Source organism: Vibrio sp. V12_P9A6T4 (assembly GCF_963874835.1).
Taxonomy (GTDB): Bacteria; Pseudomonadota; Gammaproteobacteria; order Enterobacterales; family Vibrionaceae; genus Vibrio; species Vibrio anguillarum.
In genome coordinates this window covers 66,156-90,529 of record NZ_CAWNJO010000082.1, presented here as the reverse complement: position 1 = coordinate 90,529, position 24,374 = coordinate 66,156, and the positions used below count along the sequence as shown (strand labels likewise).

Sequence of the window (24,374 nt, the reverse complement as noted above, 5' to 3'; positions counted from 1 at the left end):
AGTCCTTTAGCTATCAAATGAGGTATTAAAATGCTTTCGACAAATATTAAGAAGTTTCGTTGATTGGTGCAACAAAGAAGGGAGGCTAAGCCTCCCTTTCTGTGCGTTTGAGTCAATTAATGACATTGCACTTACAATCTATTGACTTATTGTATTAGCCAAATATTGCTTGCAGGGCATAGAAGAAAATGACCGCAAGTAAAGCGCCTGCTGGCAAGGTGACAATCCATGAAGCAACGATATTACGCACCACACCTAGATTCAATGCCGCAATTCCACGAGCAAAACCAACCCCTAATACCGCACCAACAAGTGTTTGTGTGGTTGAGATTGGAAGGCCAGTACCTGATGCCAATACGACCGTTGACGCTGTTGCCAATTGAGCGGCAAAGCCACGGCTTGGCGTCAGTTCAGTGATACCCGTACCGACCGTCGCCATCACTTTGTGACCAAGGGTAGCTAGGCCAACCACAATACCAAAACCACCCAGTGGCAAAATCCACCAAGCAATTGAGCTTTTAGCACTAACAGCACCCAAGCTTTCAACAGTTGAAACCACCGCAGACAGAGGACCAATCGCGTTAGCTACATCATTTGAACCATGCGCAAAAGCCATTGCACACGCAGTGATCACCATCAATACGCTAAAGATGCTCTCAACACCGGAAAACCCATGGTCTTCTTCGCGGTTGGCAAATTTTCTCTTGATGTAGTAGTAACCACCGACCATAACAAGGCCTGATAACGCCGCAGAACATAACCATGCTTCACCGGTGCTCAGGTGTAAGCCTATATGTTTAAGGCCTTTTTTGATGGTAACCAGTGCGATCACCATAGTGGTGATGAACATATAAATAGGAACAAAGCGTTTGGCATTCATCAGTGGATTTTCAGTATCGAAAATCAATCGTTGAGCACTGACGAAGATTAAGTAGGCGAACAAACCAGAAATGACTGGGGTGACAATCCAACTGCCTACGATGCCTTTTACTGAGGCCCAATCAACCGCTTCTGGGCCGACAGATATGCAGGCAAATCCGATAATGGCGCCGATGATAGAGTGAGTCGTTGATACAGGCCAACCCATGTATGAAGCCAACAATAACCATGTTCCGGCGGCGAGAAGTGCAGACATCATGCCATAAACAAGAACGTCGGGTTGGTGAGCGAAAAGTGCGGGTTCGATGACGCTGTTACGAATGGTTTCGGTTACTTCACCACCCGCTAAATATGCACCAGCGAATTCAAAAATCATCGCAATGATAATAGCTTGTTTTACGGTTAGCGCTTTTGAGCCTACTGAAGTTCCCATTGCATTAGCAACATCATTTGCACCAATACCAATCGCCATCATGAAGCCAAAAGCGGCTGCAACAAGAATCAGGACAGTGCCGTAGTTCGCAAGGATATCCATCGTAATACCTAGTCTTTTGATAACAAGCGGAGCATAACTGGACTCATTTTCTCGAAGCGAGTCAAAACCATCAGCGGAGAAAATAATCAACGCCTAAGCTGATGGATCAAGTTTTGCTCTTCGTTATTTGGTTAACTTACTGATTTAAGAGCGAGAAAGCATTAGTTCAAGACGAGCGCCAACGCGCTGAGCTTGATCGGCAATGCCGCCCACCCATTCTAGAATTTTGTACAAGAACATTACATCGATCGGATTCATTTTCGACTCAATAGCCATTAATTGTTGGCGGAGTCGAACCTGCATCGCATCGGTGTCATCTTCAATCACATCCAGTTGATTGATCATTTCCGCCACCAGTGTGACTTCACGACCTTTAAATCCTGTTTCCAATAACTCATCGAGCTCATTGATCACTTTTTGCGCTTGATTTGCTGCATCAAGGCAGCGTTTTACGTAGGCAATGAAGTTTTCTTGAAGAGGCTCTGGGATGATCAATTGACGGCCGTAGACACGGCCTGCAATATCTTTTGCAAGGTTGGCCAGTTTATCTTGCTGAGTTAACAGCTCTAGCATGTCAGTACGATCGACAGGCATAAATAAACCGCGTGGTAGTTTAAGACGAATTTCACGCTTGAGTACGTCCGCTTCTTTCTCTAAATGAGAAATTTGGGCTCGAATTTCACCTGCTTTCTCCCAGTCACCCTTTGAACAAACTTCAAAGAAATTGACTAAGTGAGAGCAACATTCATTCACACACACAACGTGGCGCTGCAAAGGCTTTATAGGGGACTTTGCAAATAACCCCATAATTGTATTTACTGGCATGGTCGTTCAACCTAAAAAATATAACCTTAAAATAACATACACCATTCATGGCGAAATGTTGAGCGATGGCTATAAAGGCGCGCATGTTAACCCATTAAATCTCTCATTAAAACTGTTTTAGATCATCATTCCAGTGATATTTGTTACTTGCCCCACTGTGCATTAGGCCATATTCTTTCGCTATCTGCTTTGAAAGGGTTAGTTATGGAAACCGAGATAGAACTGAAGTTTTTTGTTTCACCAGAATTTTCGGAAATTTTGCGTTACAAGATCTCTGAAATCAAAGTACTTCAGCACAGTTGTCGAGCGTTAGGGAACACTTACTTCGATACACCTGACAACTGGTTGCGTCAACACGACACAGGGCTTCGTATTCGTCGCTTTGATGATGTGTATGTTCAAACTGTTAAAACGGCGGGTCGAGTCGTTGCAGGGTTGCACCAAAGACCAGAATACAATGCTGAGCACAACAGCAATGAACCGAACTTGACGCTTCATCCGGAAGATATCTGGCCACAAGGTAAAGATATTACGACCTTACAATCTGAACTTATGCCTCTATTTTCGACCAACTTCACACGCGAGCAGTGGTTGATTGGCATGGCCGATGGCAGCCAAGTTGAAGTGGCTTTCGATCAAGGCTTTGTCGTTGCAGGTGAAAAACAAGAACCTATCTGCGAAGTGGAGCTGGAGTTGAAATCGGGGCAAACGGATGCTTTGTTTACGTTAGCTCGCCAGTTTTGTGAGCACGGTGGTATGCGTCTGGGTAACTTGAGTAAAGCGGCGCGAGGCTATCGTCTTGCGTCTGGTTATCAAGGTGATGAAGTTCATGCCTTAACCTTGGTCAATACAATCAGTACTGACAGCGTGGAAGAGTGTTTTATTCACTCGCTAGAGCATGCATTATCCCATTGGCATCACCATGAACAGATCTACACCGAGCGCGATTCAATTCCGGCGTTACATGAGATAAGCCACGCCACCAGTTTTTTACGCCAGATCTTGAGCATTTATGGCGGCATTGTGCCACGTCGCGCCAGCGCTATTTTACGTCAGGAATTGAAATGGTTGGAGCAAGAGTTATCGTGGTTAAAAACTCATGACTACCTAACAAACCTGCTTGAAGATAAAGGCCACGCACTACGTAAACTGGACGCTCGTAAATTTATCATCGCCGAGTTAAAAGAGCAGCAAGAGGCACTACCTAATCGGGAAGAAAACTTAAAGCTGCTCAGTTCGGCGCGGTATACTGGGTTACTGCTTGATCTCAGTCGTTGGATTTTGAGCCGTGGATGGCAACCCTTCTTGGACGATAAAGCCAGAGAAAAAATGGCGCGTAACGTCGGTTCGTTTTCGGTGAAGCAGTTGGATCGCACATGGGCCGAGTTAATGGAAGCTTTTCCCCCTAAAGTTGAGCTAAGCCCTCAAGAGTATATTGATCAGCAGTATCGTTTAATGCGTAATCTCTACACTGGCATCGGTTTTGCGAGCCTTTATGATATTGAAGAACGCAAAAACTTCCGTCTCCCTTGGGCTGATTTACTGCAAGGAATAGATGATTTATTAATGCTCAAGCCGCTAGAGAATTTGATCGACAAGTTGCAAGAAGACGAACAAGAACAACTCAAGCGATGGCTGATTCGCCAACAAAACTCCATTGTTCATGCGATGGAGCAGACGCGACAAATTGGCATTGAAGCCGAGCCTTATTGGCGTAAAAGTCGCTAATCAACATGGCTCACAGCCAAAATGAAAAAGAGATACTGCGGTGTCTCTTTTTTTATATCTCTGCTCATTTAGTTTCATTAATTACAATTGATTTGTGGATGAGATCAAATCTCCAACAGGTTGCACAACGAAACGACTACAGTTCAAAAAATCAGGGTCGATAGAAACCTAACAGGTATCATGATTGACAGAGATGAACAACAAGCCTGAGATCACAAATAATGCCATGAGTGAGTGGATCAGCAACAATAAACACATTGGATTTGTCTCATCTTTGATATCATCTTTTTTCATACGAAGCTCAAAATAAATAGCTTTTTTAGTTTTTGAGTTTGCTTACTTACCGAAATTTCAACATATAAGACATAGTGGAGAACTGACAATGGCAACAATGGCATTTAAGCCATGGGAACGTTTGATTACCGATATTCGTCTCGTTCCTAAAATGGTTATGCTGATGGTGTTTAGTACAGTATTGATCATCGCAAAGCAGCTTTGGGATGCTCGTACTTTTTACGAATCACTGCTTGCAGCAACTCAGAATACCGAAATCGCTCAGCAACACTATGATGCTTATTTGACTCAAGTAGTATGGCAAACGGCATTCATGATCATCGTTTTTGTTGTGCTTTTACTCGCCGCAGCCAAAGTCATGCTGCGCCAAACGCAATATTTAAGTGATTCAATTAAGTTGATGGCAAGTCGTGATCTTTCCACACCGATTAATATGGAATGTAAAGATGAGTACGGCGACGTTGCGCGAGAGCTTGAGAAAACCCGCCGCCAGTTGCAAGACGTCATTAAAATGCAAGTGGATGCCTCACAAGAGCTTTCGTCACTTACTGAAGTCATGACCATCAGCATGTCAGAAACCAAAGATTCGGCTCAAGAAGAGTTTAACGAAATTGACCAATTGGCCACCGCCATGAGTGAAATGACATCCACGGTGCAAACGGTCGCAGAGCATGCACAAAATGCATCAGCACTAACCGAGCAAGCGTCAGGTCAAGCAGAAACTGGTCAGCGTTTTGTTAAAGGCACCATCACTAAGATGAGTGAGCTATCGAAGGATATCGCGGCATCAGCGCAAGCCGTCAACCAAGTTGAAGAGCGAGTGGTTGCGATTGGCAGTGTTGTTGGAACCATCCAAAGTATTTCCGAGCAAACCAACCTACTCGCGCTCAATGCTGCCATTGAAGCGGCTCGGGCTGGTGAAGCTGGGCGTGGTTTTGCGGTGGTGGCCGATGAAGTGCGTAACTTAGCGCAGCGTACCCAAAAAGCGACGATTGAGATCCAGGAGATGATTTCTCAATTACAAAATAGTGCCAATTCAGCTGTTGATTTAATGGAAAAAAGTGTAGTTGAAGCGGCTGAAGGAGTTGAGCTGGTTACGAATGCGGGCACTGAATTAGATGGTATTGTGAATCAAGTGCAACGGATCAATGACATGAATATCCAAATCGCAACGGCCGCTGGGCAGCAAACTAGCGTGGCTCAGGAAATGGACCAAAATCTAACCAATGTGAGGGAGCTCGTTGAAGCTTCAGTAACAGTGGTTGGTGAGTTGCTTGAAACATCAGAGATCATGCAAAGCAACGCCGAAGAGTTAGATCGGAAAATTACGATGTTCAAAGTCTAACTCTGTAGAAATTCGATCCTTTAATCAACGCCCACAATTCTTGTTGTTGGGCGTTTTTTATTGATATAAGTTTGCTATAAATAGCCTTCTAGCGACTGCATTGGTCTCAATTCACAAGGATGTCTCATGTTACTGCCTTCATCACTTCACGCTTTTGCGCACACAACCTATCAACATTTGCTAGAGCAACAACCGAGCATTGCACAGTGGTCCGAGCCATTGAAAAAACAGCTGTTGTATGTGGTCGGGATGAGCCAGTTTATCAATGAAGCATTATTGCGAGATGAACGGTTGTGTATGCAATTACCGGAAATGTTGGCGGGAGAGTCAAGGCTAGAGCATTACCGAGACGATCTCGCTATACAGCTAGAAGAGTGCAAAGATGAAATGTCAGGGCATCGTATTTTGCGTCAGTTTCGTAACCGTGAAATGGTGTGCATCGCTTGGCGAGATTTCACCGCCAGTTGGACGTTAGAAGAGAGCCTTGCACATCTTTCAGCACTGGCGGAAGCACTCATTTTTGAGACTTACCAGTGGCAGTACGCTGTTTGCTGCTTCGAGTGGGGAACGCCAACTAACGACCAAGGTGAAGCACAACCTATGCTGATCATCGGCATGGGCAAGTTAGGTGGCGGTGAGTTGAACTTCTCGTCGGATATCGACCTCATTTTTACTTATCCTGAAAACGGTGAAACACAAGGCGCTCGCCGCAGCATCGCGAATGCGCAATTTTTTACCCGCTTAGGCCAGCGAATCATCAAAGCGTTGGATCAACATACCTTTGACGGTTTTTGCTACCGAGTTGATATGCGTTTGCGTCCTTTTGGTGAAAGTGGCCCACTGGTGATGAGCTATGCGGCGCTCGAAGATTATTACCAAGAGCAAGGGCGTGATTGGGAGCGCTATGCGATGATCAAAGCTCGAGTAATGGGGCGGGAAATGTATCCGCAGTACCAAGAGCTGCGTCAAATGCTGCGACCATTTGTGTTCCGCCGCTACATCGATTTTAGCGCCATTCAATCTCTGCGCCGTATGAAATCGATGATCAGCAGCGAAGTGCGACGTCGAGGGCTGCATAACAACATCAAATTAGGCGCAGGCGGGATCCGCGAAATTGAATTCATCGCACAAGTATTTCAGTTAATTCGTGGTGGACGAGAACCCAGTTTACGTCAGCGTGGACTATTAGAAACACTGGTTGCAATAGAAGAACTTGCCCTGCTCAAACCGCAAGAAGTGGCCGATTTACGACAAGCTTATCTGTTTTTACGTCGCCTTGAGAACCTATTGCAAGCGATGGCCGATAAGCAGACGCAAACCTTGCCAGACAATAAACTGGATCAGCTTCGCTTAGCTGTTGCTATGCAATGCACTGACTGGGCAACGCTGCTTCACGAAACGCATCAACACATGATCAAAGTACATCAAGTGTTTGCAACTTTGATTGGTGATGATGAAGAAGAAGATGACCACTGCGTTGCTAAACATTTTCACGAGCTGTGGGATATGGCGCACAAGCCAGATGTGCTTGAAACGATTTTTCAACAAGAGCTTACCTGTGATGATCCTGCCGGCATGGCGCATGTATTGATCCAATTTAAAGAGGATTTGGCGAAAAAAACGCTGGGCCCACGCGGACGAGATGTATTAAACCGGTTGATGCCAAAACTGTTCCAAGCGATTTTCATTCACCCAGATGCGCAGTTTGGCTTACCTCGTGTGCTGCATTTGATGTACAAAATTGTGACTCGAACCACTTACCTTGAGCTGCTAGATGAACACCCTGCGGCATTGACGCAGCTGGTGCGTTTATGTACCGCAAGCCCGATGATTTCGGAACAGCTTAGCCGTTACCCCATTTTACTCGATGAACTTATCGACCCGCAGCATCTCTATAATCCAATGGAGTTGTCTGCTTATAAAACTGAACTGCGTGATTTTCTTGCTCGTATTCCCGAAGAGGATATGGAGCAGCAAATGGAAGGATTACGCCAATTTAAGCAGATCTGCATTTTGCGTATTGCTGCTGCTGATATTGCTGGTGCTTTGCCTGTGATGAAAGTGAGCGATCACTTAACCTACCTTGCTGAAGCCATCGTTGAAGCCGTGATCAACCAAGCTTGGCAGCAAGTCAGTGCAAAATACGGCCAACCCACTCATTTAAAAGAGAGGGATGGTAAAGGGTTTGCCGTCGTTGGCTATGGCAAAGTGGGGGGCTGGGAGTTGGGTTACAATTCCGATCTTGATATCGTGTTTCTCCATGACTGCCCAGTGGATTGTTACACCGATGGCGCAAAAGAGATTGATGGCCGTCAGTTTTATTTGCGCTTAGCCCAGCGCGTGATCCACATTTTTGCGACTCGTACCGCTTCTGGTATTTTGTATGAAGTTGATACTCGTTTGCGCCCGTCTGGAGCGTCCGGTTTGTTAGTTAGCCCCGCTGAAGCGTTTGATGAATACCAGCGCAATGAAGCGTGGACGTGGGAACACCAAGCCTTAGTTCGAGCTCGAATGATTTATGGTGATGAGCCACTGCAACAGGCTTTCCATCGCACCCGCCATGAGATTTTGTCATTGGCAAGAGATGAAACCAAGCTCAAGCAGGATGTCGTCGCGATGCGGATAAAAATGCGCGATCATTTGGGGGGAAAGAAAAGTGGCCGCTTTATGCTTAAACAAGATGCTGGTGGCATCACTGATATTGAGTTTTTAGCTCAATATCTAGTGCTGCGTTTTAGCCATGAAAAGCCAAAGTTGACATTTTGGTCAGACAACGTACGCATTTTTGAGTCACTACTGAACCAAGGTGTTATGGAGGAAGAACAAGCGCTGGCTCTTACCGATGCCTATACCTCAATGCGCAATCAGATCCATCATCGAAACTTGCTCAACTTGGATGCGGATGTTGACGAAAGTAAGTTTGTTGTCCTGCGAAAACGAGTCACAAACGCTTGGCAGCAGTGGCTAGGTTGAGTGTTTTAGAGACTCAATGAGCTGTGTTACACTCAGCGCAATAACAAAAATTGGAGATCCACAATGAAACCAATCCTACCTGACTACAATGATGCAGGTGTATTGATTATTGGCGATGTGATGCTTGATCGCTACTGGTATGGTCCAACCGGTCGCATCTCACCAGAAGCCCCCGTTCCTGTAGTAAAAGTAGAGAATAGCGAAGAACGTCCAGGCGGCGCGGCAAACGTTGCAATGAACATTGCTTCGCTGGGCGGCCATGCGCACATTGTTGGTTTAACTGGCGTGGATGAGCCAGCGAAGGTTCTGACTGAAACGTTAACAGCGTTGAAAGTGAGTTGTGATTTTGTTGCTCTGCCAAATTATCCAACCATTACAAAATTACGCGTGCTAAGCCGAGGCCAGCAACTGATCCGTTTGGATTTCGAAGATAAGTTTGAGAACACCGATCCAGAACTGATTTTATCTCGCATGGATCTGGCGTTACCGAAAGTGAAAGCGGTGATCTTGTCTGATTACGCTAAAGGTGCATTAGAGCATGTGCAACAATTGATCCAAAAAGCACGTGCAGCCAACGTTCCCGTTTTTATCGATCCTAAAGGAGCCGATTTCGAACGTTATCGTGGCGCAACATTGCTCACACCTAACATGTCTGAATTTGAACAGGTCGTAGGCAAAGTAAAAACAGAGCAAGAGCTAGTAGAAAAAGGCTTTGCCTTGATTGAACAGTTTGATCTTGGCGCACTGTTGGTGACTCGCAGCGAACATGGCATGACACTGTTACAACGCAATCAGAAGCCATTCCATTTACCAACATTAGCCAAAGAAGTGTATGACGTAACGGGCGCTGGAGATACGGTGATTTCAGTGCTTGCAGCATCAGTTGCAGCAGGTAAACCACTTGATGAAGCGTGTGCATTAGCCAATGCGGCGGCGGGTGTTGTGGTTGGTAAACTGGGCACGTCAACCGTTTCAACCATTGAACTAGCGGAAGCGGTTCACGGTAGCAAAGATACTGATTATGGTGTCATCAGTGAACAAGCCTTAATTGATGCGGTAAAAGTGGCTCAAGCTCAGGGCGAAAAGGTGGTAATGACCAATGGTTGCTTTGATATTTTGCATGCAGGACATGTTTCTTATCTTAACCACGCAGCCAAATTGGGCGATCGCCTGATTGTCGCGGTCAACACGGATGAGTCGGTTAAGCGTTTGAAAGGCCCAGGTCGCCCAGTCAATACAACGGATCGCCGCATGGCGGTACTGGCTGCATTAGGCGCTGTCGATTGGGTGGTTCCTTTTTCTGAAGATACGCCACAGCGTTTGATTGCAGCTGTACTACCTAACTTACTGGTGAAAGGTGGTGACTATAAACCTGAAGATATCGCCGGTGGTGAAGAAGTGATTGCGGCGGGTGGAGAAGTTAAAGTGTTGAACTTTGAAGATGGTTGCTCAACCACAGAAATTATTGAAGCAATTAAAGGCGGCAGAGGCTAACATCGCGCCGTATCCTTTGGCATTTTGTATAAAATGAGCCAATCACTACAAAAAAGCCGCTGAATTGTCAGCGGCTTTTACTTTTTTAGCTGTCTGCTTTTAAGCCAGCGTTGATATCTAAAATATCTTGCTCGCTCAAGGTGCCTACTGCTTGACGCAATTGCAGTACGCTCAGTACATAGTCATAACGTGCGTTAGAGAGATTTTTATTCGCATCGTAGAGACGGCGCGTTGAATCAAGTACATCAACAATAGTTCGCGTACCGACATCAAACCCTGCTTCGGTCGCTTCCAGTGCTGATTTCGCTGAAATAACTGACTGCTCATAAGCACGTAAAGCGCCAATAGAGGCATTGATGTTGTTGTTAAATGCGCGTACATCTTTCACAACGCTGCGATACGTTTTTTCTAAATCTTGGCTTGCAGCAACGTACGCAAATTCAGCTTGTTTGGTTTGCGAAGTGGTTTTTCCACCAGTGTACAATGGCACCGCAAGGTTAATACCGACATTAAAATCGTTATAATCCCCTTTAGAGCCGCTGTTATTATTACTTTCATCGCCGTACTTGTAGCCGCCATCAAGAGTCAGTGAGGGTAAGTGCCCTGAACTTGCTAATGAAATATTATCTTTCGCGACATCTTGAGCAATACGAGCGGTCAGCAAAGAGAGATTTTTCTGTTGGGCTTCTTCAAGCAGAGCATCAATCGGCTGCGTTGTTTTGCTGGCTGAAAAACGATTAGTATCCAACACACTTAAATCAGAATGTTCTTGGCCGGTAATTTCACGCAAGGTTTCATAACTATTGGTGAGGCTATTTTTTGCCAAAACTTCATCAGCAAGCACGCCGTCGTATTGCGCTTGTGCGTCATGCACGTCAGTAATTGCAGAAAGGCCGACTTCAAAACGTTGTTTCGTTTGCTCTAATTGACGAGCCACTGCCGCTTTTTCTGCACGGACAAATGCCAAGTTATCTTTGGCGCGAAGCACTTCAAAATAGGCTTGTGCAACGCGTAAAATCAGACCTTGCTGGGTGGCCGCATAGGCAGAATCCGCTTTGCGTGCATTCTTTTCTGCCGTGTCTAAAGAAACCCAACTTGAACGTTGATAAAGCTGCTGAGAGAAACTGATGCCTGCTGTGAGCTTATCACTTTCGCGTGCATCAATATCGCTGCGGTTGATATTGTAACCAGCAGTCAGGTTGATTTGTGGTAACAGATCACCACGGCTAGATGTTACCGCTTCAAATGCAGCATCACGTTGAGCTGCAGAGCTCAGTAGCTGAGGATCATTTTCTTTGGCTTGATTATAGATTTCAGTAAGAGTATCCGCCCATACTGAAGAACTCAGGCTGCCTAATGCTGCGCTGATGAATAGTGGAAGCAGTTTTTTCATTGGTCCTATTCCCTGCCTTAATATGTAAGAAGGTTACTTTTAAGGAGTTTAACTTAAATTGGTGGTAATTCACTCGAAACTTTGCACTTTTTTACACATAACTGTCCATCTGTGCAATAAAATTCGATGCTCGTTTAAAAATAAATATAAAATTTATATAAAAAGTTGAGCAATATCCTTGGTGATGGATGAATTCCATGATTAAACTATGAGATTCACTGAGCGAGGTTTCAAATGCAGCAGTCTGACAAACAGTACAACATTTTTACGCCCCAAGATGTGGACGTCATTTCAAAAGAAACACTGTTCCAAGGTTTTTTCCGCATGGTGAAATATCGCTTTAAACACAAGTTGTTTGAAGGTGGATGGAGTGAGGAAATTGAAAGAGAAATGTTTGAAAGAGGTCATGCTGCGGCTATGCTTCCTTATGATCCTGCGCGTGATGAAGTCGTGATTATAGAGCAAATTCGAGTTGGAGCACTAGAGCACGCCCATCCTTGGCAACTGGAGATTATTGCTGGAGTCATCGACCCTAATGAAACGTCCGAGCAGGTTATTCGTCGAGAGGCGATGGAAGAGGCGGGAATTGAAGTGAACCGAATCGAAAAAATTAGCTCTTATTATCCATCATCTGGTGGATGCTCTGAATTACTCGACGTCTTTGTTGGTGAAATCGATGCAACGCAAGCTAAAGGCGTACATGGGCTTGACTATGAAGGTGAAGACATCAAAGTTCATGTCATGAGCCGTGAAGAGGCTTACCGCTTAGTGAAAAACGGCCAAATTGAGAATGGTGCCTCAATTATCGCTTTACAATGGTTAGAGCTAAACTATCAACAGTTACAATTGCAATGGCAGAATTAGCATTGAAAAAACCGTATCACGTTGATTTATCGGAATTAATGCGTGTGTACGAAACTAACTACGCGAAATTGAACGCTTTGTTACCAAGTCAGCCGAGCGTGGGTGACTTACGCTGTTATCAGGCTGCTCAAATGACCTATCAATTACAAGTGCTAGAGGTCACAAAGTACACAACTTTAGTGGAGATTTGTCAGAGTGATGACGTTTCAGTATTTCCATTACCGTCGATGTCTGTCAGGCTTTACCACGATGCACGTGTTTCCGAAGTGTGTGCAAGTGCGCGGATAAATCAGATCAAAGCTCGCTATGATTACCCGAATGAACAAATGATGCAAAAAGATGAGAAAGCGCAAATCAATCGCTTTTTAGGCGATTGGCTTACTTTCTGTTTAAAGCACGGGATTAGTCGAGCTCCAATTTAGTCTTCGTCATAGATGAAAATTAGTCATTCAATTTGGATTAATAAATTTTGAACGTGTCGCCAACTCTAGACAATTCAGACAGCATCAGGCTGCTACAAATTACCGATACGCATCTGTTTGCGCCGGATGATGGCAGCCTGTTGAGTGTTAATACGGTAGATAGCTTTCATGCTGTTGTGGCAGAGATCTGCGCGCAACGTGTTGAATTTGATGCAATTCTATCTACGGGCGACATCTCGCAAGATCATAGTGCTGAGTCTTATCTTCGTTTCTCTCGTGGTATTTCTTCATTAGAAAAAACTTGTTTTTGGCTTCCCGGTAATCACGACTTTAAACCCAATATGGGCGCCGTATTCCCGTCAGAGCAGATTCAACAGTCGGAGCATGTATTACTCGGTGAACACTGGCAGATGGTGATGCTCGATTCTCAAGTGGTGGGCGTACCGCACGGACGGCTGAGCGATCAACAATTGGCTTTACTTGACGAAAAATTATCGACGCACCATCAGCGACACACCTTGATTGTGCTGCATCATCATCCTCTATTGGTGGGGAGTGCCTGGCTCGATCAACATAGCCTTAAAGACAGAGATGCTTTTTGGAATATCGTCACGCAACATCGCAATGTGAAAGCCGTCCTGTGTGGTCATGTTCATCAAAATATGGATAAACTCCATCACGGTGTCCGAGTGATGGCCACTCCCTCGACCTGTGTACAATTTAAGCCCAATTCAGATGATTTTGCTTTGGATCGCACTTCCCCAGGATGGCGTGAATTGACGCTATCGGCTGATGGTCAAATAGAAACTCAAGTCAAACGTTTAGCTAACGGCGCATTCCAACCGGATTTTAACGCTAATGGATACTGAGATGCCTACTCGTCAACCTATGCTGCTTTATATTCACGGCTTTAATAGCTCGCCGCTGTCGCACAAAGCACAAGTGATGGTGAAGTATTGCCAAATGCAGCGTCCTGATATCAAAGTGATGGTGCCTAAGTTACCCAGTTTTCCCGCGCAAGCTGCGGAATATCTACTTGATCTTATTCATCAACATCAAGATCAATATCGTATTGCGCTGGTGGGGAGTTCATTAGGCGGGTATTTGTCTATTTGGTTAAACCATTTGTTTGGTTTTCGTGCCGTGGTGATAAACCCAGCAATCAAACCGTATGAATTATTGGTCAATTTTTTAGGCGAACAAGTCAACCCCTACACGCAAGAGCACTATCGGCTAGAGGCGAAACATATTGAAGAGCTCAAAGCATTAGAGGTTAAAATTAATGACGTCACGTCATTTTGGTTGTTGCAACAAATGGGTGATGAAGTCTTAGATTACCGTCAAGCCGTCGCTAAATTGGCGGGAGCAAAACAGACGGTTGAATTTGGCGGCGATCATAGTTTTGTGAACTTTGAGCGATATCCGCGACAAATCATCGAATTCCTAGATCTCTGACCGATTCATTGAGGGGGGAGTCATAATTTTACCTGTAACTTACTTATCTCGCTTGACATAAGCAAGGCTCTTCCAGACTATGTTCTACCTATACTTTTGCAGTTTGTAATGCTGAAAAAATCAGCGTTGTTGTCGTTAATTAATCACAAGCACATCATTGATAAACTGCCGAAAAAGTAACGAATCATTTATCTATAAAAGCATTCCGTATTATGACTGAACAATATAATGCTGGGGCCATTGAAGTTCTTAATGGTTTAGAACCAGTACGTCGCCGACCTGGGATGTATACGGACACCGCGCGACCTAACCATTTAGGCCAAGAAGTTATCGATAACAGTGTCGATGAAGCGCTAGCCGGATATGCCTCCAAGGTACAAGTTATTCTCCACGCAGATCAATCACTTGAAGTGATCGATGATGGGCGTGGTATGCCTGTTGATATTCACCCTGAAGAGAAAATATCAGGCGTTGAGCTTATCTTCTGTAAATTGCATGCGGGTGGTAAGTTTTCAAACAAAAGCTACCAGTTCTCCGGTGGTTTACATGGGGTAGGTATTTCCGTAGTGAATGCCCTATCCAAGCGTGTGGAAGTGACCGTTCGCCGTGATGGGCAAATCTATGAAATGGCGTTTGAGCACGGTAATAAAGTCGAGGAATTGACGGTAACTGGCACCTGTGGTCGTCGCAATAAAGGGACAAGTGTCCACTTTTGGCCCGATACCAGCTACTTTGATTCGCCTAACTTTTCAGTGACTCGCCTAATCAATAATTTGCGCGCTAAAGCGGTACTTTGCCCGGGGCTCGAGATCACCTTTAGTGATAAGGTTAACAATCTTGAGCACCGTTGGTACTACGAAGACGGCCTAAAAGATTATCTCGCAGAAGGTGTAAAGGGCTACACCTTATTGCCCGAAGAGCCATTTACGGGTGAGTTTGTCGCTGAAACTGAAGCGGCCAACTGGGCAGTGATTTGGCTACCTGAAGGTGGTGAGATGATCACTGAAAGCTATGTTAACTTAATCCCTACCGCACAAGGTGGTACGCACGTTAACGGCTTACGCCAAGGGTTGCTCGATGCGATGCGTGAATTCTGTGAATTCCGCAACCTGTTGCCGCGTGGCGTTAAGTTAACTGGTGAAGATGTCTTTGACCGCTGTTCTTATGTGTTGTCGGTTAAGATGCAAGACCCACAGTTTGCAGGGCAAACCAAAGAGCGCCTTTCTTCACGTCAAACCGCGGCTTTTGTTTCAGGTGTGATAAAAGACTCCTTTAGTTTATGGCTGAATGAAAAACCACAACTCGCTGAATTACTTGCCGAAGTGTGCATAGCCAATGCGCATCGCCGCATGCGAGCCAGCAAAAAAGTGGTACGGAAAAAAATCGCATCAGGCCCCGCGCTCCCCGGTAAACTGACCGACTGTTCAGTACAAGACCTGAGCCGCACGGAAATCTTCTTTGTCGAAGGGGATTCAGCAGGCGGCAGTGCTAAGCAAGCGCGCGATCGTGAATTTCAGGCGGTTATGCCACTGCGTGGGAAAATTTTAAATACGTGGGAAGTGTCGGCAGACCAAGTGCTGGCTTCACAAGAAGTGCATGATATTTCTGTTGCGCTTGGGATTGATCCTGATAACGACGATCTAGATGGATTGCGTTACGGTAAAATCTGTATTCTCGCAGATGCGGACTCTGATGGTTTACATATTGCCACCTTGCTCTGTGCCTTATTTACCAAACATTTCCGAGCACTAGTCAAAGCGGGCCACATTTTTGTTGCGATGCCTCCTTTGTATCGGATCGACTGCGGCAAAGAGGTCTTTTATGCACTCGATGATGCTGAAAAAGAGGGCATTTTAGAGCGACTTAGCCAGAAAAAAGCCAAAATCAACGTCCAACGATTTAAAGGTTTGGGTGAAATGAATCCGCTTCAATTGCGTGAAACAACGATGGATCCAAACACGCGCCGCTTGGTGCAACTGACCATTGATGATGCTGAAGCAACGGATGAGATGATGGACATGTTGCTAGGTAAAAAGCGTGCAGATGACCGCCGCGCATGGTTGCAACGTTATGGCGATATGGCAGAGGTGCAATAAATGTCAACTGAAATAACCTTTGATGGTGTTGAAAAACTGCCGCTGCGTAAGTTCACTGAAGACGCCTATCTCAATTATTCGATGTACGTCATCATGGACCGCGCACTGCCTTATATTGGCGATGGTTTAAAACCGGTACAGCGACGTATTATTTATGCGATGTCGGAGCTTGGACTCTCGGCGTCAGCCAAGTACAAAAAATCAGCGCGTACCGTTGGTGACGTGCTCGGTAAATACCACCCGCACGGTGATTCGGCCTGTTACGAAGCGATGGTATTAATGGCACAACCCTTTTCTTACCGCTATCCACTGGTGGATGGTCAAGGTAACTGGGGTGCTCCGGACGATCCAAAATCCTTCGCGGCGATGCGTTATACCGAAGCGAAACTGTCTAAATTCGCTGAAGTTTTACTGGGTGAGCTTGGACAAGGCAACGTTGATTGGCAGCCTAACTTTGATGGGACAATGCAAGAACCACAAATGCTGCCGGCGCGTTTACCTCATATTTTGCTCAATGGCGTCACGGGAATTGCGGTGGGCATGGCGACCGATATCCCGCCACACAATGTGTGTGAAATTGCCGATGCGACGATTCACCTGATCGATAACCCGGAAGCGCAACTGCATGATGTGATGCAGTACGTGCAAGGGCCAGATTATCCGACCGAAGCGGAAATTATTTCACCCAGAATTGAAATTGAGAAAATATATCGCTCAGGTCGCGGCAGTATCAAAATGCGCGCGGTTTGGCATAAAGAGGGTAGTGATGTTGTGATCACTGCATTACCTCATCAAGTCTCAGGCGCTAAATTGCTCGAACAAATCGCTAACCAAATGCGCGCGAAGAAATTGCCAATGGTTGAAGATTTACGCGATGAATCGGATCACGAGAACCCTACGCGTATTGTTATTGTGCCGCGTTCTAACCGCGTAGATTGTGACTTGTTGATGAGCCACTTGTTCGCATCAACCGATCTAGAGAAAAGCTTCCGTGTTAACTTGAACATGATTGGCTTAAACAATCGTCCTGAAGTGAAAGGTTTAGTGACCATTCTTTCTGAGTGGATTGAGTTTCGTCGCACCACGGTTCGCCGCCGCTTACAGTACCGTCTTGATAAAGTCATGGCGCGTTTGCACATCTTGGAAGGTTTGCTCATTGCTTATCTGAATATTGATGAAGTGATTGAAATCATTCGTACTGAAGATGAACCGAAAGCGGTATTGATGGCCCGGTTTGGTATTAGTGCTATTCAAGCCGATGCGATTTTAGATACCAAACTTCGCCACTTAGCCAAACTTGAAGAGATGAAGATTCGTGGTGAGCAAGATGAGCTTGCCAAAGAGCGCGAAAAATTAGAGCAGTTGCTTGGTTCTGAGCGTCGCTTGAACACATTGTTGAAGAAAGAGATCAAAGCAGATGCTGAGAAGTATGGCGATGATCGCCGTTCACCACTGATTGAGCGTGCTGAATCTAAAGCCTTGACTGAGCGTGACCTTGTGCCAAGTGAAGCGATCACCGTTGTGCTTTCGGAAAAAGGCTGGGTACGTCATGCCAAAGGGCATGATGTGGATTGCCAAAGTTTGAGTTATAAATCTGGCGATCAGTATTTGGCTCATGCTTGTGGTAAGAGCAATCAGCAGGTCGTATTCTTGGGTAGCGATGGTCGAAGTTATTCGCTTGAAGCCCACTCGCTACCTTCGGCGCGCAGCCAAGGTGAGCCGATTACGGGTCGTCTCAACATCACAGAGGGCTCGTCTATCCGCCAAGTAGTGATGGGGGAAGAGGATCAACTCTGGTTAGTGGGCTCGGATGCCGGTTATGGTTTTGTGTGTAAAGGTGGTGAACTGCTGTCGAAAAACCGTAGTGGTAAAGCCTTAGTTAATTTGCCTGAGAACTCAGAGGTAATGACGCCGCAGGCCATCGGTAATTTGGAGTCTGATGACATTTTAGCGATCACGAATCAGGGCCGAATGTTGCTATTCCCAATCAAAGATTTACCACAGCTAACCAAAGGCAAAGGCAACAAAATAATCAATATTCCTGCGGCTAAGTCCAAAGAGCGTGAAGAGTTTGTGTCACACTTAATCTCCTTGCCTCAAGGAGCGGCTATTACGCTCTATGCCGGCAAACGCAAACTTGGTTTAAAAGCCAGCGATCTAGAAAACTTCCGTGGTGAGCGTGGACGTCGAGGTAGTTTACTGCCGAGAGGGTTACAACGTGTTACTGCGATTGAGATTGAATCAGAACTTAGTGATTCAGATCTTGAGCAAGAGTAAAAGTCTATAAATAAAAGCCCCCTTCGTGAGTTGGGGGCTTTTTTATGTCTCTTTGTTTTTGATGGCTTAGTTTTATTCGCGTAGGTCTTCAACAATTGTCACGGGAAGTGTCATCTCTTCACCTTTACGTAAGATGAGCACATCGACAACGGTACCTGGGCGCAAGTCAGTGACAATTTCCATCACACTCTTGCGACCATTAATTTTTTTACCGCCAATTTTTAGAATAATGTCCCGCTCTTTAAAACCAGCCGTTTCCGCAGGGCCATTGGGGTCAATGCCCAACACAACTATGCCGCCAATATGTTCACTGCCAAGTAAGCGAGATGTTACAGGGGTAATATCTTGCCCATCAATACCGATATAGCCGCGAATCACACGTCCATCAGCAATGATTTTTTCCATAATGGTATTGGCTAATTTGTAGGGAATCGCGAATGATATACCATCGGTTTTCATTTCAGTTGCTTGTTGAAACGAAGCCGTGTTAATACCTACCAGCTCTCCTTGAGTGTTGACCAAAGCTCCACCGGAATTGCCTTCATTAATGGCCGCATCAGTTTGGATGAAAGCTTGACGTCCATCGGTACTGACTGATGAACGTTCAGTGGCAGAAATGATACCAAAAGTAGTAGTTTGTCCAAGGTTGTATGGATTGCCAATGGCCAGTACCACATCGCCAACTTTCACCGAGTAATTGGGATTTTGTGGAATAACGGGAAGGTTCGTTCCTTCGATTCGCAAAATTGCGATATCCGTGCGTCGATCTTTGCCTACTAATTGCGCGGCTGCGAGACGGCCATCTTGTAAGGCCGCTACGATTTGGTCGGCTTGGGCTACTACGTGATAGTTCGTAATGATGTACCCTTTCTCGCTCACAATCACACCAGAGCCTAACCCTTGAATCGACAGTTTACTGCGATCGCTTTCGGTGTATTTTTGGTTGTAAATATTGACTACAGCAGGTGCGGCGCGGCGAACGGCTTGGTTAAACGAAATTTGCAAAGAGAGCGCATTGGGAGACTCTTCGGCCGCGATTTGCGGGAGAACATTTGAACGTAGCGAGGGAACCGCTAGTAAAATAACAACAGCAGCAAGAAGCCCAAGCCCCACTGAACGAAGTAAAAAGTTAAGCATATCTTCCCCAAACAAAACCCGCTATATACTCAGCTTATTTTACACCTGAGCTTGAGAGAGGAAGAATAGCACTACATGATTGAATAAGAAAAGGGCAGCATTCAAATGCTGCCCTGATCGCTCCACAAGCGATTCTCACTAATTAGCGAATAACCAAGTAAATGGTTCTATCACCTCGTTGGATATTCAGCGCAAGTATGCTCGGCTTTTTCTCCAAAATTTCGCGTAATTGTGCGAGGTTTTTCACTCGTTGGCGGTTAACACCAATGATGATGTCCTCTTTTTGTAGTTGATACGCTTCTGCCGCTGACCCTTTCTCTATAGCAGTCACTTTAACGCCAGCGATTGGGTCTTGATCCGTCGTATTGGTCAGTGCCGCACCAGTCAACCCCGAGTGCAGTTGCTCTGCTTTAGTTGTGGTGTTGTTTTCACTCAAGGTTACGTCGAAGGTCTTGCTTTTACCATCGCGGATTACATCGATTGTGATTTTTTTACCTGCACCTAATGTTGCCACTTTGGCTCTTAATTCATTGAAGGTAGAAACGTTTTTTCCATTAATAGCTGTGATGACATCACCCGCTTTGATCCCTGCTTTATCGGCGGCGCTATCTTTGATAACTTGGCTAACAAACGCCCCTTTACTTGACTCATAGCCTAGCGCTTCAGCCAGTTCAGAGGTTATTTCACCCCCTTGAACGCCGAGCACGCCACGTTTTACCTCACCAAATTCTAAGATCTGTTCGGTCAAGTTTTTCATCATATTTGATGGTATTGCAAAACCTATCCCAACGTTGCCACCATTCGGCCCAAGAATCGCGGTATTAATCCCAATCAATTCACCATTGAGATTGACTAAGGCACCACCAGAGTTGCCACTGTTAATCGCGGCATCGGTCTGAATAAAGTTCTCAAAGTTTTCAAGATTAAGTCCACTTCGTCCTAGCGCAGAAACAATGCCGGAAGTCACCGTTTGACCAAGACCAAACGGGTTCCCGATCGCGACAGTGAAATCACCTACACGCAGTTTGTCTGAATCTGCGATACGAATTTGGGTTAAATTTTTTGCTTTTTTGAGTTTGATCAGCGCGACATCGGACATTTTATCGCCACCGACGAGCTCCGCATCGTATTCTCGGCCGTCGTATAGTTTGACGCGAATCTTATCAGCGCCATCGATGACGTGATAATTAGTCACAACATAGCCTTTGTCTGCGTCAGTAATGACACCAGAGCCTAATGCTCTAAATGGCCGCTCTTGCGATTGGTCGATTGGGAAGTCAGGACCAAAGAAAAATCGAAACTGCTCGGGTAAACGTTGATGGGAAACTTGAGTTCCCTCAACTGAGATACTCACAACCGCCGGTGTCACTTGCTCTAGCATCGGTGCTAAGCTCGGCAATGGCTCACCACTGACAGAAAAGGGTAGCGCTGCCATTGCGGGTAGTGGGGTGATGATTGAACTTAAACTTAACGATAGAGCGGTTAAAAGAAGTAAAGGTTTTTTCATCATAAGCTCCTTTGGAATAACTGTGTTCGAAGTTTAATATTTGTACGAAAGACAAAACTTCAACACTCTCGTGAGGTTTATGACTCAAAAACCTTTATAAAGTTCATGAATTCAGATTAAACGGCTTTCACCTTAACCACGTCTGCAGAATGAATGATCTCTTTTTTAGGGGTATTAAAAAGCCCTGTTGCGCCATTGGCATAATCTTTCGGTGGCTGTTCCAAAATGTCATCGTTGCTTTTCTCTGTATCATTATGCAGAGCGATTTTTTTGATAAATGGGTTATCTTGCTCTGGCATATTCGGCAGAATTTCGGACGATGTTTTGGCCATGTGTTGATACAGTTTTGTATAATCTTTACCTAGTGTATCGAGTATTTCTGCCGCTTGAGCAAAATGATCCGACAATTCTTGGCGTTGTTGTTCCAAACTAAATTTCGCGTTATCTAATTCTTTTTGTAGAGACTTTTGGTTTTTATATTGAGGCGTAGTCAATCGTGAAATGACCATTCCCAACACAGCCCCTACTAGCAAGCCTACAATGGCATATATCCAAGGCATAACAGCTCCTTATTGTTGTTATTTAACATGTTTTTTACCTGTTGGTTACACACGTCGCTTGGACATGTTACTATGACTGCTCTAGCCAATAAAGCGAAATACACGAAATAGCAGTTTCCATTTTCTTTAGTGCAGTAGGCGGTCATGACACCAAAACAGCGATATGAACACGATGTAAAAAAACTCGGTTTTCAACGAGACTCTGCTCAAGAAAGCGCCGTCGATGCGCTGGATTTACTCTACCATCAGTTTCAGGATTATCTTAACCAACCAGTTAAGCCCTCCGCGGTTTGGACCAAATGGCTTGGTCGTCAACCTGAACAGCCTAACTTACCTAAAGGGCTCTATTTTTGGGGCGGTGTCGGGCGAGGAAAAACCTATCTAATGGATACGTTTTTTGAAGCTCTGCCAACCACTCGCAAAATGCGAGTGCATTTCCACCGTTTTATGTACCGAGTTCATGATGAGTTGAAGGCGCTGGCTGGAGTTGAAGAGCCCTTAGAAAAGGTTGCCGATATTTTAAAGTCTGAAACGGAAATTATCTGTTTTGATGAATTTTTTGTATCAGATATTACCGATGCGATGATTTTGGGTACCTTGTTTCAAGCACTGTTTAAGCGCGGCATTATCTTAGTGGCGACATCGAATATTCCACCGCACGACTTATACCGCAACGGCTTGCAGCGAGCACGCTTTCTCCCTGCAATTGCTTTGATTGAATCACACTGTCATGTGTTGAACGTCGATAGTGGCATTGATTATCGCTTAAGAACATTAGAGCAAGCGGAAATTTACCACTATCCATTGGATGAAGCAGCAAGCCACAATTTACAACATTACTATCGGCAATTGGTTGGTGACGAGAAAAAAGAAGCACGCAGTGAGATTGAAATCAATCATCGCACCCTCTCTGTTGTAAAGGCTAGTGATGGTATTTTACATGCGACATTTGAACAGTTATGCCAAACGGCGAGAAGCCAAAACGATTACATTGAGTTGTCCAAAATTTACCACACAGTACTGTTGGCTGATGTGAAGCAAATGGATCGCGCCATCGATGATGCAGCGCGGCGTTTTATTGCGTTGATTGATGAATTTTACGAACGACATGTAAAAGTAATTATCTCCGCCGAAGTGGCGCTGGACGATCTGTATCTGCATGGGCAACTGGAGTTTGAATTCAAACGTTGTCAGTCGCGGTTAATTGAAATGCAAAGTCATGAGTATTTATCAAGGGAACATCTGGCCTAGCTCAATCCGAACACTTTTAAAGCAAAATAAAAAATTCGTGATTTTGTTCAAAAAGAGGTGATTTTTTCTACTGACTTCCCTATAATCCTGCGACCCACCGTTACTGCAGGCCTGTTTCTGTGAAACGAGAGGCCGAGAGAAACCAAACGCTCGAAGGGGCAACTTTGGACTCTTAGACAGTGGGGGCATTTTAATGCTCCTTTTAGTGTAAATTTTATTTAACGGGTTATTATTAGCATGAAAACTTTCGTTGCTAAACCAGAAACTGTAAAACGCGACTGGTATATCGTAGACGCTGAGGGTAAAACTCTAGGTCGTCTAGCAAGTGAAATTGCATCTCGCCTACGTGGCAAACATAAAGCTGAATACACTCCTCACGTGGACACTGGTGATTACATCATCGTTGTAAACGCTGAGAAAGTTACTGTAACTGGTAACAAAGCAGCAGCTAAAACTTACTACCGTCACACTGAATTTCCAGGCGGCTTAAAATCAATCACTTTCGACAAGCTGATTATTCGTAAGCCAGAGATGGTTATTGAGCTAGCGGTTAAAGGTATGCTACCACGTGGTCCTCTAGGCCGTGCTATGTACCGTAAGCTGAAAGTTTACGCTGGCGCTGAGCACAACCATGCTGCTCAACAACCAAAAGTACTAGACATCTAATTGGGGATTTCGAAAATGGCAGAGAATCAATACTACGGCACTGGCCGTCGCAAAAGCTCAGCTGCACGCGTTTTTATTAAACCAGGCAGCGGCAACATTGTAATCAACAAGCGTAGCCTTGATGTTTACTTTGGTCGTCCAACTTCTCGCATGGTTGTTAAACAACCTCTTGAGCTAGTTGAACTAACTGAGAAACTAGATCTATACATCACTGTTAAAGGTGGTGGTATTTCTGGTCAAGCTGGTGCTATCCGTCACGGTATCACTCGCGCTCTAATGGAATACGACGAATCACTACGTCCTGTTCTACGTGCAGCTGGCTACGTTACTCGCGACGCTCGTTGCGTTGAACGTAAGAAAGTTGGTCTGCGTAAAGCACGTCGTAAACCACAATTCTCTAAGCGTTAATCTTTTTTCAAAAGATTCGCTTCCAGTGTTACTGGATTGTGGTTCAAAAGCCCGGTATTTATACCGGGCTTTTTGTTTTTTGGTGTTAGCAAACACTCATTTTTTTAATCACATCATTTGGTTGTTGCTCTTTAATCTTCCTTTTGTGACCTCACGTGCGATTTACTTCACGAATGTTACGAAAAGGTAGCTTTATCTTGTCAAAAAGTAGGGTTTTATTTATGATTTGCCATCAAATAAATACAACTAGATTCGTATTTTGTTA

Annotated in this window: 19 protein-coding genes; 13 read left to right on the top strand and 6 right to left on the bottom strand. The window is 45.0% G+C overall.

What is annotated here, in order from left to right; genetic code table 11:
* Positions 1-154: 154 nt before the first annotated feature.
* Positions 155-1,414, bottom strand: a complete 1,260-nt coding sequence (locus AACQ42_RS13590) for an inorganic phosphate transporter (protein ID WP_026027278.1) — start codon at positions 1,412-1,414, stop codon at positions 155-157.
* Between the two features lie 144 nt (positions 1,415-1,558).
* Positions 1,559-2,239 (bottom strand): TIGR00153 family protein, encoded by a 681-nt coding sequence (locus AACQ42_RS13585; RefSeq protein ID WP_013856047.1) that lies wholly within the window; start codon positions 2,237-2,239, stop codon positions 1,559-1,561.
* Between the two features lie 204 nt (positions 2,240-2,443).
* On the opposite strand from AACQ42_RS13585, the gene AACQ42_RS13580 reads away from it, so the two are divergent.
* The 4 genes from AACQ42_RS13580 to hldE all read left to right on the top strand — a co-directional run bounded on the left by AACQ42_RS13580 (position 2,444) and on the right by hldE (position 10,073).
* Positions 2,444-3,967 (top strand): CYTH and CHAD domain-containing protein, encoded by a 1,524-nt coding sequence (locus tag AACQ42_RS13580; protein ID WP_026027277.1) that lies wholly within the window; start codon positions 2,444-2,446, stop codon positions 3,965-3,967.
* 382 nt (positions 3,968-4,349) lie between these two features.
* Positions 4,350-5,606 carry a methyl-accepting chemotaxis protein gene (locus AACQ42_RS13575; RefSeq protein WP_013856051.1) on the top strand — a complete coding sequence of 419 codons (1,257 nt, stop codon included), beginning with the start codon at positions 4,350-4,352 and terminating at the stop codon, positions 5,604-5,606.
* A 126-nt stretch (positions 5,607-5,732) separates the two neighbouring features.
* Entirely contained in the window at positions 5,733-8,579 is a 2,847-nt protein-coding gene (glnE, locus tag AACQ42_RS13570) for a bifunctional [glutamate--ammonia ligase]-adenylyl-L-tyrosine phosphorylase/[glutamate--ammonia-ligase] adenylyltransferase (RefSeq protein WP_094165119.1), read from the top strand.
* A 63-nt stretch (positions 8,580-8,642) separates the two neighbouring features.
* Positions 8,643-10,073: a bifunctional D-glycero-beta-D-manno-heptose-7-phosphate kinase/D-glycero-beta-D-manno-heptose 1-phosphate adenylyltransferase HldE gene (hldE, locus tag AACQ42_RS13565; RefSeq protein WP_094165117.1), complete on the top strand. Its 1,431-nt coding sequence runs from the start codon at positions 8,643-8,645 to the stop codon at positions 10,071-10,073.
* 85 nt (positions 10,074-10,158) lie between these two features.
* On the opposite strand, the gene tolC is transcribed toward hldE, so the two are convergent.
* Positions 10,159-11,466 carry an outer membrane channel protein TolC gene (gene tolC / locus AACQ42_RS13560; RefSeq protein WP_017046499.1) on the bottom strand — a complete coding sequence of 436 codons (1,308 nt, stop codon included), beginning with the start codon at positions 11,464-11,466 and terminating at the stop codon, positions 10,159-10,161.
* A gap of 234 nt (positions 11,467-11,700) precedes the next feature.
* Here tolC and nudF point away from each other — a divergent pair, with 234 nt between their 5' ends.
* The 6 genes from nudF to parC all read left to right on the top strand — a co-directional run bounded on the left by nudF (position 11,701) and on the right by parC (position 18,580).
* Complete coding sequence (nudF, locus tag AACQ42_RS13555) at positions 11,701-12,330, top strand: ADP-ribose diphosphatase (RefSeq protein WP_019283349.1); 630 nt, start codon at positions 11,701-11,703, stop codon at positions 12,328-12,330.
* A complete protein-coding gene (locus AACQ42_RS13550) occupies positions 12,318-12,752 on the top strand; it encodes a DUF1249 family protein (protein WP_017042669.1) in 435 nt (144 codons plus the stop codon). Before nudF ends, AACQ42_RS13550 begins: the two co-directional genes overlap by 13 nt.
* A 47-nt stretch (positions 12,753-12,799) precedes the next feature.
* Positions 12,800-13,621: a 3',5'-cyclic-AMP phosphodiesterase gene (gene cpdA / locus AACQ42_RS13545; RefSeq protein ID WP_094165115.1), complete on the top strand. Its 822-nt coding sequence runs from the start codon at positions 12,800-12,802 to the stop codon at positions 13,619-13,621.
* On the top strand, positions 13,611-14,207 hold the full coding sequence (yqiA, locus tag AACQ42_RS13540) for an esterase YqiA (RefSeq protein ID WP_013856059.1): 597 nt from the start codon (positions 13,611-13,613) through the stop codon (positions 14,205-14,207). Before cpdA ends, yqiA begins: the two co-directional genes overlap by 11 nt.
* A gap of 212 nt (positions 14,208-14,419) precedes the next feature.
* Positions 14,420-16,303 carry a DNA topoisomerase IV subunit B gene (gene parE / locus AACQ42_RS13535; protein WP_017042666.1) on the top strand — a complete coding sequence of 628 codons (1,884 nt, stop codon included), beginning with the start codon at positions 14,420-14,422 and terminating at the stop codon, positions 16,301-16,303.
* Positions 16,304-18,580 carry a DNA topoisomerase IV subunit A gene (gene parC / locus AACQ42_RS13530; RefSeq protein ID WP_094165113.1) on the top strand — a complete coding sequence of 759 codons (2,277 nt, stop codon included), beginning with the start codon at positions 16,304-16,306 and terminating at the stop codon, positions 18,578-18,580.
* Positions 18,581-18,652: 72 nt separating this feature from the next.
* Here parC and degS read toward each other — a convergent pair whose 3' ends face one another.
* From degS to zapG, 3 genes are all read right to left on the bottom strand, one after another.
* The gene (gene degS / locus AACQ42_RS13525) at positions 18,653-19,717 is read right to left on the bottom strand and encodes an outer membrane-stress sensor serine endopeptidase DegS (RefSeq protein ID WP_026027274.1); all 1,065 of its coding nucleotides are present in this window, start codon (positions 19,715-19,717) and stop codon (positions 18,653-18,655) included.
* A 142-nt stretch (positions 19,718-19,859) separates the two neighbouring features.
* The gene (locus AACQ42_RS13520) at positions 19,860-21,224 is read right to left on the bottom strand and encodes a Do family serine endopeptidase (RefSeq protein ID WP_026027948.1); all 1,365 of its coding nucleotides are present in this window, start codon (positions 21,222-21,224) and stop codon (positions 19,860-19,862) included.
* 116 nt (positions 21,225-21,340) lie between these two features.
* Positions 21,341-21,784, bottom strand: coding sequence for a Z-ring associated protein ZapG (gene zapG / locus AACQ42_RS13515; protein ID WP_017046504.1), 444 nt, complete (start codon positions 21,782-21,784; stop codon positions 21,341-21,343).
* A 144-nt stretch (positions 21,785-21,928) separates the two neighbouring features.
* Here zapG and zapE point away from each other — a divergent pair, with 144 nt between their 5' ends.
* From zapE to rpsI, 3 genes are all read left to right on the top strand, one after another.
* Positions 21,929-23,035 (top strand): cell division protein ZapE, encoded by a 1,107-nt coding sequence (gene zapE / locus AACQ42_RS13510; RefSeq protein ID WP_013856065.1) that lies wholly within the window; start codon positions 21,929-21,931, stop codon positions 23,033-23,035.
* A gap of 237 nt (positions 23,036-23,272) precedes the next feature.
* Positions 23,273-23,701 (top strand): 50S ribosomal protein L13, encoded by a 429-nt coding sequence (gene rplM, locus AACQ42_RS13505; protein WP_013856066.1) that lies wholly within the window; start codon positions 23,273-23,275, stop codon positions 23,699-23,701.
* 15 nt (positions 23,702-23,716) lie between these two features.
* Positions 23,717-24,109, top strand: coding sequence for a 30S ribosomal protein S9 (gene rpsI / locus AACQ42_RS13500; protein WP_010318040.1), 393 nt, complete (start codon positions 23,717-23,719; stop codon positions 24,107-24,109).
* Positions 24,110-24,374: the final 265 nt, after the last annotated feature.

Coding starts and splice junctions, on each gene's coding strand:
- AACQ42_RS13590 (WP_026027278.1), bottom strand. CDS start 1,414: ATGGATATCCTTGCGAACTACGGCACTGTCCTGATTCTTGTTGCAGCC.
- AACQ42_RS13585 (WP_013856047.1), bottom strand. CDS start 2,239: ATGCCAGTAAATACAATTATGGGGTTATTTGCAAAGTCCCCTATAAAG.
- AACQ42_RS13580 (WP_026027277.1), top strand. CDS start 2,444: ATGGAAACCGAGATAGAACTGAAGTTTTTTGTTTCACCAGAATTTTCG.
- AACQ42_RS13575 (WP_013856051.1), top strand. CDS start 4,350: ATGGCAACAATGGCATTTAAGCCATGGGAACGTTTGATTACCGATATT.
- glnE (WP_094165119.1), top strand. CDS start 5,733: ATGTTACTGCCTTCATCACTTCACGCTTTTGCGCACACAACCTATCAA.
- hldE (WP_094165117.1), top strand. CDS start 8,643: ATGAAACCAATCCTACCTGACTACAATGATGCAGGTGTATTGATTATT.
- tolC (WP_017046499.1), bottom strand. CDS start 11,466: ATGAAAAAACTGCTTCCACTATTCATCAGCGCAGCATTAGGCAGCCTG.
- nudF (WP_019283349.1), top strand. CDS start 11,701: ATGCAGCAGTCTGACAAACAGTACAACATTTTTACGCCCCAAGATGTG.
- AACQ42_RS13550 (WP_017042669.1), top strand. CDS start 12,318: ATGGCAGAATTAGCATTGAAAAAACCGTATCACGTTGATTTATCGGAA.
- yqiA (WP_013856059.1), top strand. CDS start 13,611: ATGGATACTGAGATGCCTACTCGTCAACCTATGCTGCTTTATATTCAC.
- parE (WP_017042666.1), top strand. CDS start 14,420: ATGACTGAACAATATAATGCTGGGGCCATTGAAGTTCTTAATGGTTTA.
- parC (WP_094165113.1), top strand. CDS start 16,304: ATGTCAACTGAAATAACCTTTGATGGTGTTGAAAAACTGCCGCTGCGT.
- degS (WP_026027274.1), bottom strand. CDS start 19,717: ATGCTTAACTTTTTACTTCGTTCAGTGGGGCTTGGGCTTCTTGCTGCT.
- AACQ42_RS13520 (WP_026027948.1), bottom strand. CDS start 21,224: ATGAAAAAACCTTTACTTCTTTTAACCGCTCTATCGTTAAGTTTAAGT.
- zapG (WP_017046504.1), bottom strand. CDS start 21,784: ATGCCTTGGATATATGCCATTGTAGGCTTGCTAGTAGGGGCTGTGTTG.
- zapE (WP_013856065.1), top strand. CDS start 21,929: ATGACACCAAAACAGCGATATGAACACGATGTAAAAAAACTCGGTTTT.
- rplM (WP_013856066.1), top strand. CDS start 23,273: ATGAAAACTTTCGTTGCTAAACCAGAAACTGTAAAACGCGACTGGTAT.
- rpsI (WP_010318040.1), top strand. CDS start 23,717: ATGGCAGAGAATCAATACTACGGCACTGGCCGTCGCAAAAGCTCAGCT.